General features: G+C 47.0%; 9 protein-coding genes. 6 read left to right on the top strand and 3 right to left on the bottom strand.

Annotated features, from left to right (window positions below; translation table 11 throughout):
* The first annotated feature begins 71 nt into the window (after positions 1-71).
* Together BUA17_RS14250 and BUA17_RS14245 are read left to right on the top strand one after the other, a co-directional pair.
* The gene (locus tag BUA17_RS14250) at positions 72-3443 is read left to right on the top strand and encodes a GH36-type glycosyl hydrolase domain-containing protein (RefSeq protein ID WP_072734022.1); all 3372 of its coding nucleotides are present in this window, start codon (positions 72-74) and stop codon (positions 3441-3443) included.
* Positions 3444-3542: 99 nt separating this feature from the next.
* Positions 3543-4559, top strand: coding sequence for a LacI family DNA-binding transcriptional regulator (locus BUA17_RS14245; protein WP_063564254.1), 1017 nt, complete (start codon positions 3543-3545; stop codon positions 4557-4559).
* A 346-nt stretch (positions 4560-4905) separates the two neighbouring features.
* Here the strand turns inward: BUA17_RS14245 and BUA17_RS14240 are convergent, their stop codons facing one another.
* Entirely contained in the window at positions 4906-5970 is a 1065-nt protein-coding gene (locus tag BUA17_RS14240; RefSeq protein ID WP_072734021.1) for a phosphodiester glycosidase family protein, read from the bottom strand.
* Positions 5967-6377, bottom strand: a complete 411-nt coding sequence (locus tag BUA17_RS14235) for a hypothetical protein (RefSeq protein WP_063564256.1) — start codon at positions 6375-6377, stop codon at positions 5967-5969. The genes BUA17_RS14240 and BUA17_RS14235 overlap by 4 nt, the downstream gene beginning before the upstream one ends.
* A 441-nt stretch (positions 6378-6818) precedes the next feature.
* Between BUA17_RS14235 and BUA17_RS14230 the strand changes: the two genes are divergently transcribed.
* The 3 genes from BUA17_RS14230 to BUA17_RS14220 all read left to right on the top strand — a co-directional run bounded on the left by BUA17_RS14230 (position 6819) and on the right by BUA17_RS14220 (position 9706).
* Entirely contained in the window at positions 6819-7475 is a 657-nt protein-coding gene (locus BUA17_RS14230; protein WP_063564257.1) for a response regulator transcription factor, read from the top strand.
* Between the two features lie 141 nt (positions 7476-7616).
* Positions 7617-8840, top strand: a complete 1224-nt coding sequence (locus BUA17_RS14225) for an aminotransferase-like domain-containing protein (RefSeq protein ID WP_063564258.1) — start codon at positions 7617-7619, stop codon at positions 8838-8840.
* A gap of 239 nt (positions 8841-9079) precedes the next feature.
* A complete protein-coding gene (locus BUA17_RS14220; protein WP_063564259.1) occupies positions 9080-9706 on the top strand; it encodes an FMN-dependent NADH-azoreductase in 627 nt (208 codons plus the stop codon).
* A gap of 100 nt (positions 9707-9806) precedes the next feature.
* On the opposite strand, the gene BUA17_RS14215 is transcribed toward BUA17_RS14220, so the two are convergent.
* Entirely contained in the window at positions 9807-10655 is an 849-nt protein-coding gene (locus tag BUA17_RS14215; RefSeq protein WP_072734020.1) for a DUF2161 domain-containing phosphodiesterase, read from the bottom strand.
* Between the two features lie 361 nt (positions 10656-11016).
* Between BUA17_RS14215 and BUA17_RS14210 the strand changes: the two genes are divergently transcribed.
* The gene (locus BUA17_RS14210) at positions 11017-12912 is read left to right on the top strand and encodes a PrkA family serine protein kinase (protein ID WP_063564261.1); all 1896 of its coding nucleotides are present in this window, start codon (positions 11017-11019) and stop codon (positions 12910-12912) included.
* Positions 12913-13004 lie beyond the last annotated feature (92 nt).

Raw genomic sequence — 13004 nt, 5'->3', positions numbered from 1 at the left:
AATCTGCACTGCCTTCTTCTCTTCTGTTCGCAGCAGGGAACAAGGCAGGATAGGAGGATATGAATAGATATATGAAGACCATGAATAAATCTCAAATCAACGTACAATCCGGCGACCTGTGCTTTACGTTCTGGGAAAGCGGTGATTTGTTCAAGGCTGTAAGTGGAACAACGATGATTAATCAGTGGATGGCTAGTCCGGTGGACGGCTCCATGAACAATCTATACTTGCGGTTTCACAGTGAATCCGGCATTCGTTTTGTGCCAATGCTTGGCATTCACTCCGACAGCCAGGTGAGCACTGACGGCAGTCGTATGGTATGGACAGGTACCGCTGAGGGCGTAGGTTATCAGGTTGTATTTGCTCCAACAGCACAAGGTGTATGGTTCTGGGATGTAACCGTAAACGGTAATGGAGAAGAGGTCGACGTGGTCTATGGCCAGGATGTCGGCAATGCTGATCCAGGTGCGGTACGCAGCAATGAGGCTTACTTGTCGCAATATATTGACCATGCCGTATTTGAGGATGCGAAACTTGGATATATCGTAGCTTCACGGCAGAATCAACCGCAGGGCGGGGCTTTTCCTTATCTTCAACAGGGTTCATTAACCCGTGCAGCAGGTTACTCCACAGATGGATTTCAGTTCTTTGGCTTGAGTTACAAGGAGACGAATGTCCCTGAAAGTCTGGGTAAGCCAACACTTGCGAATGAAGTGTACCAGTATGAATTTGCATACACAGCTCTGCAGTCCGAAAAAGTGGTGTTGAGTGGCGAAGCTCGCTTTGTGTTCTATGGACTCTTTCAGGCCAACCACGCTGAAGCGGTGAAGGAACTCGAATACCAGGATGTTCTCCAACAGGCTTGGGACGAGTATGAAGCGAAGCGTCAAGAGAATACAAGCACGGTACAAGCAGTATCCAACGTATTCCCAAAAGTATCTCTCCATCCGGTAATGGGTGAACCCTTGCCTACTTTATCGATGACCGAGGAAGAAGTTAATTCCCGTTTCCCGGCTTCGAAGAGACATCAAGAAGAGCGCGCGGATGGTAAATTGCTGGCGTTCTTTACAGATACGTATGAGCATATTGTGCTCAAGGAAAAGGAAATGCGTGTGGAACGTCCGCATGGACACATTCTGATGAGTGGTAAAAATGTGAAGCAGGGTCAGAACGTAATCACAACGTCTTCCTATATGTATGGTATCTTCAATTCCCATGTGGTTGTGGGAAATACGAACTTCAATAAAATGATGAGCAATGCACGTAGCGCACTCAACATACCCAAATCATCCGGTCAGCGGATCTACGTCGAGGTTGAAGGAATCTTCCACCTACTCACGATGCCTTCCCTGTTTGAAATGGGCTTCAACTATGTTCGCTGGTATTACAAAACAGCTGAGGATACGCTGATTATCACGAATTATACAACTTTGGATACTCCTGAAGTACATCTTCATGTGAAGTCGGAAAAAGGAATAGCTTATCGATACCTGATTACCAATCAGATTACGATGAATGTGAATGAATATGAACTTCCTGTTCATGTTTCGGAGCAGAATGGTGAATTGATCTTCAAGGCAGATCACAGCTCCCTCAGTGCCGAAGTATATCCTAATCTGGAGTACCGCATGCGGGTAAGCGGAGCAGGAGTGACGGTTGGCGATGAGACTGAACTGGCTAGTGGAGTAAACGCAGGCGACGACTCACTGACGACTTTACGACTGGACAGCAGTGCTGAATGGACATTGACCATTCAAGGGCTGTTGGAAGGAGGACAGATTGCATCCTCGACACGCAGCTTCGAAGAGGAAGTGGCAGCTTATCGTACCTTCTATGCAGAAGTGATGAATGGGTTCCATTTGTCTCAACCTCAGAAGCAAGGAGCAGATGAGTTGTTCAAAGTGAATGCTCTTGCATGGTGGTACACCCACAATATGCTGGTGCATTACTCTGTTCCTCACGGATTGGAGCAATATGGCGGTGCAGCTTGGGGTACACGGGATGTCTGCCAGGGTCCGGTCGAATACTTTATGGCTACACAAAAGTATGAGCAGGTTCGCGACATTCTGAAGACGGTATATTCGCATCAGTATGAGGATGACGGTAACTGGCCGCAATGGTTTATGTTCGATCGTTATTTCAAAGTTCAGCAGGAAGAAAGCCATGGTGACATTATTGTTTGGCCTCTCAAAGTGCTAAGTGATTATCTGATTGCCACCAAGGATTATTCGATTCTGAATGAGGAAGTACCTTATACCGTAAAACATGGTTTTGACTTTACTGATCAGACAGCCAGCGTGCTGGAGCATGCCCAGAAAGAACTGGAGTATATCCGCAGTCATTTCCTGCATGATACATTCCTCTCTTCATATGGTGACGGGGACTGGGACGATACATTACAGCCTGCCAATGCTCAATTGAAGCAATATATGGTCAGCAGCTGGACTGTGGCGCTCACCTATCAAACGTTGAAGCAGCTATCCAGAGCGCTTGCGCCTGTGAAACCGGAGCTTTCTTCGGAATTAAGCGATATGGCAGCGGGTGTGAAAAAGGACTTCAGCAAGTATATGTTGGATACCGATGTGATTCCGGGCTTTGTATATATGGAAGATCCGGCACAAGCGAAGCGCATGCTGCATCCGGATGACAGCGAGACAGGTATTCAGTACCGTTTGCTGCCGATGACACGCAGCATGATTGCCGAGTTGCTGGAGCCTGAGCAAGCGCAATCCCATTATGAACTGATCAAGGACAAGCTGTACTGCCCGGATGGTGTCAGATTGATGAATCGTCCAGCACAATATGATGGCGGCGTCAGCACTCATTTCAAACGTGCAGAGCAGGCATCCAACTTCGGACGTGAAGTGGGCTTGCAATATGTTCATGCTCACATCCGTTATATTGAAGCCATGGCGAAGCTGGGCAACCCGGATGAGGTCTGGAATGGGCTGGGCATTATCAACCCAGTGGGTATTCAGGAAGCTGTTCCTAACGCAGATCTACGCCAGAGTAATGCCTACTTCAGCAGTTCTGACGGGAAATTCAACAACCGTTATGCAGCGCAGGAGCAGTTCGATAAGCTTCGCACCGGAGATGTGCAGGTGAAGGGCGGCTGGAGAATCTACTCCAGTGGACCGGGAATCTACATGAATCAACTCATTTCGAACGCCCTGGGTATTCGTCAGGAGGAAGAAGATCTGGTTCTGGACCCTGTGTTACCTGTCAGCTTGGATGGCTTGCATTTTGATTTCCAATTTGCCGGCAAAAAGGTAACCTTCGTCTATCATCTCAGCGGAGAGGCCGTACAACGTATTGTGCTGAATGGCAAGGAACTGGATGCGACTAGGTTGCAACAACCTTATCGTCTTGGTGGACTGCGTATTTCACGTAAGGAGCTTGAACAGAGCCTAAGCGAGAATAACGTGATTGAGATTTACAGTTAATCGTGTAAACGTTAGTCCATTTTATCAAGTATAAATATTTTAGATGTCAGGTCCTTCGATTTCGAAGGGCCTGATGAACATAACAGGGGAGCGAAGAATGTGGTCAGTATCAAGGATATCGCCAAACAGGCGGGAGTTTCGATCTCTACCGTGTCATACGCTCTGAATGGTAGCAACAAAGTGACAGATGAGACCCGTTCCAAAATTTTGGCTATCGCCAAAGAGCTGAACTATGTTCCCAATGCTGCTGCCAGAACATTGAAGAAGAGAGAATCCAAAATTCTGGGTGTATTTCTGACGGATTTTAGCGGGGATGTATATGGAGACTTACTTAGTGGTATGAAATCTGTATGTAACGCGCAAGGGTACGACCTGATTGTGTGCAGCGGGAAACAATCTCATCGAATGCTTCCGGAGCGAATGATTGATGGTGCTGTCATTCTGGATCATACATTTGCGAGCAAGGAACTAATGCAATATGCAGACATAGGACACAAGATTGTCGTTCTTGACCGGGAACTGGATCACCCCAATATTAATCAGGTTCTACTGGATAACAAGGCAGGAGCAACCCTTGCGATGGAGCATTTGATCGAACAGGGACACACGAAGATCTATGTCGTGACAGGTCCTGAAGGTTCATTTGACTCGGCTCAGCGGTTGAAGGCTGTGAGGCAAGTATCGGAGCGGGAAGCGAATGTGGAATGGATCGAAATTACCGGAGATTTCGAGAAGAGTGGCGGAGAACGGGCAGCCGAACGTATTATTCAGGAATATACTCAACCAGTTGGGGTGTTTTGTCTCAATGACGAGATGGCGATTGGGATGTGTGACCGGCTCGCTGATAGCGAGTTAAACATTGGTCAGGAGATTGATATTATCGGATTTGATAATATTGAACTTAGCAAATATGTGCAGCCAAGACTGGTCACGATTGATTATTCCAAACGAAAATGGGGCGCACTGGCAGCCGAACAATTAATCAAGATTATTGCCGGAGAGCCTGTTGATCATGAACGCATCTACGTGACACTGGTGGAGGGCGGGTCGGTAAACAGCAAGGTACAGTCAGCATATCTTGCACAAGCCCAAGGTGAAAAGGCGGTTAGCTATTGACGACGCTGCCCCCTCTTCATTCCATGGATGTTGTGTTAAACGACGACTGTACAGCAAGAGACAAGGCTTAGAAGAATTGAAGCATTCTTTTAAGCCTTGTCTCTTGTTTAGCTTGTTTATTTGACCCATTATAAAATGAAAAAACCTCTCACCAGGAGAGGCTTGGCCCTTAAAGGCCCTTAGTTTTGTCATTGTTGTAGGATGAAGTGAGAATGCCTGTAAGGAAGAGAGCCAATACAATTGCAATAATCCAAAATGTCAGTGAAAATGACATACCATAGCACCTCCTGCAAAATCTTTACTTCTATTATAACCATTATAGGAAGAAAAGAAATGCTTCACTCCATCATTTGTAAAATAAAAAGTGAGTAGGTACCGGTCGGAGGCTCCCATCCGAAGGGTTATTCACAACCCGGTTGTTCACGATGAGTGAGGACGATCCGCCGCCATCCAGATTATAGGCGTCCATGACGCCAAGTTTGTACAAACGTCCTTGCAGCTCTTCCAGGGTGGCTCCTGAGCTGCCCCCTTCGTTATACCCGTCAACAACGATAATCAACAATTGATCGTCCTTGTAGTTGCCGATCACGGTGCGTGGAGCCCGCTTGGGTGAGACTTTCCATTTGGCGGGAATGACCGTTTTTTGTCCATTCTGCAAGAGCACGGGTACAAATGTGGCACCAAATTGGGGTTGTAGGCGATCCAGGGAACTTTTTTCGAAAAATTTACCGCCTACCAGCTTACCGGCATTATCAAGACCTACAAAAAACAGATCCTTAAAGCTGGCCTGAAAACCATTCACATACTTGCCGTCCATAACGGTAGTACTCAGCGGATACCGTTTTCCGCCGCTGTCGGCGAATCCTCCGGCATTAATTCCGGCAATGGCACCGCTGCGCTTGACCGCTTGCATAGTTGTCTCAGATCGGCCTGGCTCGCTGTCCAGAGCCATCTTCATGGCCGTGGGGTCTTTTAGCTTGATTTTCATCGCATAGCCTTTATAGGCGCCTGGATTGACCCTATAGAGTTCAATCGTAACTCGATCACTGTCTATCCGTTCAAACGGAACGCCCAGCTTGGATGAGATCCGTTGATTGTAGATCGTTTCCGGGCGAGCGGCTTGAACCGTAGCCTTCTGTACAAGCGTCGACATCGTACTCGTTGTCTGATTGTACAGCTGTGTTGTTCTTTTAATAGAAGAAGAAGTCTGAACAGCAGCTTCTTTTGCCCCTGCAAGCTCTTGGCTAATTGCCTGGGTCCGGGGTGTAACATTCTCTTCAGCCAGACCGGAATGAATGAAGTCTCCCGGTTCAAGCGGAGGACGAATCAGCAGCATGCATAACATCAATCCAACAAAAGGAGCAAGTGCAAGCATAAATAAACGATTAACCTTTTTTACGGGTGTAATCATTTGAGCAGGTCCATCTTTTTCTGGAGTGTCTCCAGTTGTTTTTTGACTTCGCTCAGTTGGGTATACAATTTGTTGCTGTTGTCGGTTTTATCGTTTGCATTATCCTTGGTGAAAGTCAGTAATTCATTAAAGGACTGCACCTGGCCCTGCAGGTCCGCTACTTCCTTGGATATCGTTGTTAGCTGCTTTTCGTAGTCGGCTTTAAGCGCTGCAATCTGCTGTTGATTATGGGTCTGAAGCTGATTAATCATCTGTTGCTGGAGGTGGTTACTATAATAGTAGGTTCCGAGTACTCCAAGTGCAATGAGAACAATCCACATGACCAGAAACAGCTTGACTGAAGATCCGGCCTTACCTTTGGCGCTCCGGGTGTGATGGATGTCAGAAGGTTGGACAGAAGGTTTCATATCATCACTCCTGGTTATTTATAGGTACAAAAAATTTTCCAGTCCTCATTCTATCATGCCACTATTGATTACGCAAAAATGAAATTCTTTGAGTAATAGGATAAAAAGAGATTGCATCGGAAGGAAGTCCTAGGATACAATTTCTTATAGATGCAATAAGTAGGAACTTTGGGCAAGTTTTTCGACTTTTTTAGATAGAAATGCAGGAAATTTATACTATATTTTGATCTTTCTTCGCTTGGGAAGACAAAAGTCCTGATGTGACGACAGCAAAATACAGTAGAAATAGAGCTGTTCTTACAGCTGTATCAAGTGTTTTTCTATTTTTCGACATTATCCGACTTTTACTTCTTCTATACACGGACTGTCGCAAGGATAGAGGCATTATCATGGCTGATGGTAGAAAAGGAATTTGTCCAATACATAACAGGGGGAACAACAATGAAAAAAGTATGGCAGGTGGTCATCGTAGATATCCACCCCACCAGCATGCTGGGAACAAAATTGATTTTGGAAGAACAGCAGGATCTGTTGGTACGGGGGATGACTTCGACCGGGTCCGAAGGTCTTGACCTGGTGAACATTCACCAGCCCGATCTGATTTTGATGGATTACCGGCTTCCTGAGGGCCAGGCGGATCAGTATATATCCCAAATGAAAAATCTGTCGGCTCATAGTCACATCATTATTCTAACGGACGAGGACAATGTAAAATTATTTCGTCATCTGATCAGTCTTGGTGCTAGTGGTATGCTGTCCAAACAGGCTTCCCCTAGCCAGCTGATTCATCTGATTTCCGGGTTGCGTGAGGGATGTGTATCCATTCCTTTATCATGGTTAGCCAGTTCAGAGTGGGCTCAGCCCGTCGAATCTCCTGCAGAAGAACTTATTGTTGAATTAACAGAAACCGAAACTTTTATCATGGAAAGAATTGTTCAGGGCGTAACCTATGATAAAATAGCCAGTGAGATTAACGTTAGCAGACGTTCGATTGATAATTACCTGCGTAAAATATACGTGAAACTGGATGTAAGCAGCAGGGCACAGGCGATTGAACGTTACGCTTTATATGCGAGGCAGACCAAAACCGTATCCTGACGAGCATGGTTCCATGAATCCCTATGTACGATGACTCGTCAAGTGTCCGGTCTGGTCATATTCAGTGTCCAACAGGAATAGGTTGTAGGGGCTACGGACTGCGAGCAAAGTTCGGATTAGGGATGAAAGGGGAACGGACCGATGAAGTATTTCTTCGCCTCCCGTACAAACAGGCTTTTGACATCACCGCTGAGGGACATACGTGAGATGTCTGGTCGGGATTATTTCATTTCTCTGGCAGAAGAACTGCCTGCGGAGGAGCTGTTTCCATTTAAACTGCTGGAAGAAGCAGCGGTGTCTGTATTTAGTTCCGGACCCTCCGCATTGCAGTATGGCGAGCCGGCAGGGTACAGACCGTTGAGAGAATGGCTGGACAACGATTGGAATGCTCGCAAGGGCATACGGACAGTTCCAGAGCAGATTTTATTGACCACAGGGACTCAGCAGGCCATCGATCTTGTGATGCGTTTGCTGCTTGAGCCTGGAGATTCCGTACTGGTCGAGCATCCTACCTCTCCAGGCTGTCTCGAGGTTCTGGAGATGCAAGGTGCCAAAATCGTGCCCGTCACAGGCGATGGGGATGGCATTTTGCCTGACCTTTTGGAGCATCACATGCAGCAGGTGAGACCGAAGCTGCTTTTTGCTGCACCCAGTTTTTCCAATCCAACTGGCGTGCTGTGGAGTATGGAGCGGCGTGAGGCTGTTCTTGATCTGTGTTCACGTTATGGCGTACTGCTCGTGGAAGATGATTCCTATGGTGAACTTCATTTCGATGGATTGGAACCAGCAGACTTCTACCGGAAATATCCTTCCCTCTTTGCGCTGGATACAGCGGATCAGGGTGGACATGTTCTCTACATTGGTTCGTTTAGCAAAACTGTAGCACCTGCCCTGCGTACAGGTTGGGCTGCCGGACATCCGGCCTTGATCCAGGCTATGGCCTCCGTGAAACGGATAGCAGACGGACAGTCCAGTCCCATGAATCAGCGGTTATTGTATCAACTGCTTGCCCATTCTCCTTTTAAGTGGAGTGATCATCTCTCCATGCTGAACAGGGAGTATAAGACCAGACTCAAGCTTATGCTCGAATTGTTGAAGCGCCCGGGTTGGAAAGGCAGTCAGTATAGCATTCCTGAAGGGGGGATGTATCTGTGGGTACAGTTACCGGATGGATTGGACAGCGGAGCTCTGCTCAAAGCAGCGCTGTTAAAAGGGGTGTCCTTCCTTCCCGGTTCCCTCTGCTCCACGGGTGAACAGGATCATCGGTACATCCGGTTGAACTTCAGTCATCCCGGCCGGGATGAGTTGCTGCTTGGCATGAATCTGATCAGTGAGTCCATAACAGAGTTTACAGCCCGGAGCTAAACCGGATTTAGAAAAGAAAGAATGTAGGGTCAAATTCATGCCTGGAACTTGGGACAGCAGAAGTTCCAGGCACTGGATTTGGAAGCAAATAGGTTACCCCCAAAGTAATTACGTTATTGCATCCACTAACATTTTTATATATAATATGTATTAATGAGTTGTTGTTTTCTTTATATAAGCTGCAATCATTGCAAGTTCAGGAGAAGCACTCATATATTTTAACTAACGGGGGAACGAACATGTCTAACATTTTATTTGTCAAAGCAAACGACCGTCCTGCAGATCAAGCAGTCAGCGTACAATTGTACGATGCATTTTTGAGCGCATACAAAGAATCCCACCCAGGTGACACAGTTACCGAACTGGATCTCTACAATACAGATATTCCTTACTACGGCAACACTGTAATTACAGGTGGATACAAAGCCGCTAATGGTATCGAAGCAACTGCTGAAGAGCAAAAAGCAGCTGCACTGGCAGCACAATTGCAAGATCAATTCTTGGCAGCAGACAAAGTAGTATTTGCATTCCCACTGTGGAACTTCACTGTTCCAGCACCACTGGTGAACTACATTTCCTACCTGAGCCAAGCTGGCAAAATGTTCAAATACACTGCTGAAGGCCCTGTAGGTCTGGTAGGCGACAAAAAAGTGGCATTGTTGAACGCACGTGGCGGAGTTTACTCCGTAGAGCCTATGGCATCCGCTGAAATGTCCGTTAAATATGTAACAAATGTACTGAACTTCTGGGGTATCCAAAACCCTGAACTGGTTATCGTTGAAGGCCACAATGCTTCACCTGACCGTTCCCAAGAGATCGTAGCAGCAGGTCTGAAATTGGCTTCCGAAGTAGCAGCAAGCTTCTAATAGCCTAATATATAGAAACACGAAAAAGCCCATGATCTCTATTGGAGATGATGGGCTTTTTTGCATCTTCATTTTGCATGAAGCTACGTTACCTGTTGCCTCAGTCATTCTTTCCATGGATCAGGTAGGGCTCCGCTACTTCCGCAATAAGCTCTAGCTCAATGTCGTCATGTTGATTTAAGGAAAAATCCATTTCTAGTTCATTTATACTCCGTTCAATCATATCATTATCCTCAAGCATGTGAGCATGCTCAGTTAGTGCCTGCACACCCTTAACCGTCAGCACATATCGTCCACGGGATAAGCGCTCGAACCAGCCATAATAGTTTTTTTGCAAAATGGCCGCAGCGGAACCCACACTTGTCTGTTTACTGATCAAGGCGGGGGAGGCTTCTCCCTGAGCGCGAAGGGCGGAAGCCACACGTATTGCTTTTTCCCTGTAAGCGGTGACCAGCTGCCTGCGTGTGCTTCCTCCTGTGTTGTAGTCACCACTTCGCTCGTCGAATTCCTTCAGCAGTCGTTGCCGCCGGATACCGCCTTTACGGACACCGGTGCTGCCGCTACCAGACATAGGAGCTTGGGCAGCAGGTTCGCACAGCACATCAATCAGAGGTGATTTGGTTTTGTAGAACGTAACGGTGATAAGCCCTAGCCCAAGTTGTCTGCACAGTGCGGTCAAATCTCCCCAGCGCTGGTTCACGGCACCACGCTTGCTGCGGTTCCGCTCAACTGCCAGATACACGAAGGGGCTGAGCTTCAGGCGCTGCATTCCCTGTAACAGCAGAGACAGATTAAATGTTTTTTTCATCTCCACAATGAGTGGTTCATTCTGATCCGATTTGACCCCAACCAGGTCACAATGTTTGACTTCAGCCTTCACGTCGTAGCCGCGTCGTTCGAAAAAAGCCTTTACAGGCGAATATAACTCGGTTTCGTACTTTACTGCCATCGTTTCTGCTCCTTTCCTGAAGTGGCTCGTCTCTGGCCATCTATTGTTCCGTTTTCTGAATTTAGAACCTTCATTATATCATATCCGTTCTTTTTTTTCTGAGCGCACAAGATGTCTGATAGAACAGGGAAAGCCTCAAATTAAGACCTGCAGATTGAAAAAAAGAGGTCAACTTATCCGATTTGCCGCATAGGTATGTAATACACTTTTCACAACAATACATGATGTTTGGACAGAGGGTGGCGGGACTAATCCGGACCGCAAGATTGGTATTCAAGCACAAGCCGTAATTCTATTGATTTCTTCATACCATTCGGAATGGTTGACAATCACACTAAAGGAGCCATGGGAGGTACCAAGCATGAATATTTTTGAACGCGTTGCGGAACATCGGGCAGAGAGTGACCGTTTATCATGGAACGGGACATTTGAAGATTATATTGCACTGCTGAGAGAGGACCCGACTCCGGCAATGACGGCTCACGCACGAGTGTACCAGATGATTGAATCATTTGGCGTGGAAGAAGTTGGGGGGCACAAACGGTACAAGTTTTTTGAACAGGAGATTTTTGGGCTAGATCGGTCCATTGAAAAGCTGGTGGAAGAATATTTCCACTCGGCAGCACGCCGTCTGGATGTTCGCAAACGGATTCTGCTGCTTATGGGTCCGGTCAGCGGAGGTAAGTCAACACTGGTAACGCTGCTGAAACGTGGCCTTGAACAATTCTCCCGCACAGAGAAGGGTGCTATATACGCCATTGACGGATGCCCAATGCATGAGGAGCCCTTGCATCTGATTCCGCTGGAGCTTCGTCCCGAAGTGGAAAAGGAGATCGGTGTCCGCATTGAGGGCAATCTCTGCCCATCCTGCCAGATGCGTCTTCGGACCGAATATGGCGGTGATATCAGCAAGGTGCGAGTGGAACGGGTCACCATTTCCGAGGATAACCGGGTGGGAATCGGAACATTCAGTCCATCCGATCCCAAATCCCAGGATATTGCCGATCTGACGGGAAGTATCGACTTCTCAACCATTACTGAATTCGGCTCCGAGTCCGATCCACGCGCCTATCGTTTTGACGGTGAATTGAACAAGGCCAACCGTGGCTTGATGGAATTTCAGGAAATGCTGAAATGTGATGAGAAGTTTCTGTGGAACCTGTTATCGCTGACGCAGGAAGGGAATTTTAAAGCAGGTCGATTTGCCTTGATCAGTGCGGATGAAATGATTGTGGCGCATACGAATGAATCCGAGTACAAATCATTTATTTCCAACAAAAAGAATGAAGCCTTGCAATCCCGGATGATCGTCATGCCAATTCCCTACAACCTGAAGGTCTCCGAGGAAGAGAAGATTTACGGCAAGCTCATTCAGCAAAGTGATATGAAGCATGTCCATATTGCACCGCATGCTCTGCGGACTGCAGCCATTTTCTCCATACTTACCCGCTTGAAAGAAACGAAGAAACAAGGCATGGATCTGGTCAAAAAAATGCGGATGTATGACGGTGAAGAAGTCGAAGGGTACAAAGAAGCTGATCTGCGTGAGATGCAAAATGAATATTTGGATGAAGGCATGTCGGGCATTGACCCGCGTTATGTCATCAACCGGATATCCAGTGCTTTGATTAAGCAAAACCTTCAGTGCATTAACGCGCTGGATATTCTCCGGGCGATCAAGGATGGTCTGGATCAGCATGCTTCGATTTCAAAAGAGGAACGTGAGCGTTATCTGAACTTTATTGCCCTGGCTAGGAAAGAATATGATGAGCTGGCGAAGAAGGAAGTGCAGAAAGCATTTGTCTACTCGTTCGAAGAGTCGGCCAGAACGCTGTTCGAAAATTACCTCGATAATATCGAGGCATTCTGCAACTGGGCCAAAATTCGTGATCCACTGACGGATGAGGAGATGGACCCGGATGAGCGCTTGATGCGTTCGATAGAGGAGCAGATCGGTATTTCCGAAAATGCCAAAAAGGCTTTCAGGGAAGAGATATTGATCCGCATCTCGGCTTATTCCCGCAAGGAACGGAAGTTCGAATACAGCAGTCATGATCGTTTGCGTGAAGCGATTGAAAAGAAACTGTTCACTGACTTGAAGGATATTGTGAAGATCACAACTTCAACCAAGACACCAGATGCCACTCAACTGAAACGAATGAATGAAGTGATTAAACGGTTGATTGAAGAACATGGATATACCGCAGCTAGTGCGAATGAACTGCTCCGTTATGTGGGTAGTCTGTTGAATCGCTAATCTGCAACGAACCATTCCGGATCAGGCTCCTGACGCCTGCTGTGAGGCTCCTTCACAGCAGGGTCAGGGGTCTTTTTATATAGGTATTTGTA

Origin of the sequence: Paenibacillus sp. ov031, from assembly GCF_900143165.1 — a bacterium.
In the GTDB taxonomy this organism is placed as follows: Bacteria; Bacillota; Bacilli; order Paenibacillales; family Paenibacillaceae; genus Paenibacillus; species Paenibacillus marchantiae.
Note: the sequence above shows the minus strand (reverse complement) of the source record. Positions and strands in the feature narration are given on the sequence as shown.

What these genes read in the sequence shown, in the direction of transcription:
- BUA17_RS14250 (WP_072734022.1), top strand. Translation starts at nt 72, where the DNA reads ATGAAGACCATGAATAAATCTCAAATCAACGTACAATCCGGCGACCTG.
- BUA17_RS14240 (WP_072734021.1), bottom strand. Translation starts at nt 5,970, where the DNA reads ATGATTACACCCGTAAAAAAGGTTAATCGTTTATTTATGCTTGCACTT.
- BUA17_RS14235 (WP_063564256.1), bottom strand. Translation starts at nt 6,377, where the DNA reads ATGAAACCTTCTGTCCAACCTTCTGACATCCATCACACCCGGAGCGCC.
- BUA17_RS14230 (WP_063564257.1), top strand. Translation starts at nt 6,819, where the DNA reads ATGAAAAAAGTATGGCAGGTGGTCATCGTAGATATCCACCCCACCAGC.
- BUA17_RS14225 (WP_063564258.1), top strand. Translation starts at nt 7,617, where the DNA reads ATGAAGTATTTCTTCGCCTCCCGTACAAACAGGCTTTTGACATCACCG.
- BUA17_RS14220 (WP_063564259.1), top strand. Translation starts at nt 9,080, where the DNA reads ATGTCTAACATTTTATTTGTCAAAGCAAACGACCGTCCTGCAGATCAA.
- BUA17_RS14215 (WP_072734020.1), bottom strand. Translation starts at nt 10,655, where the DNA reads ATGGCAGTAAAGTACGAAACCGAGTTATATTCGCCTGTAAAGGCTTTT.
- BUA17_RS14210 (WP_063564261.1), top strand. Translation starts at nt 11,017, where the DNA reads ATGAATATTTTTGAACGCGTTGCGGAACATCGGGCAGAGAGTGACCGT.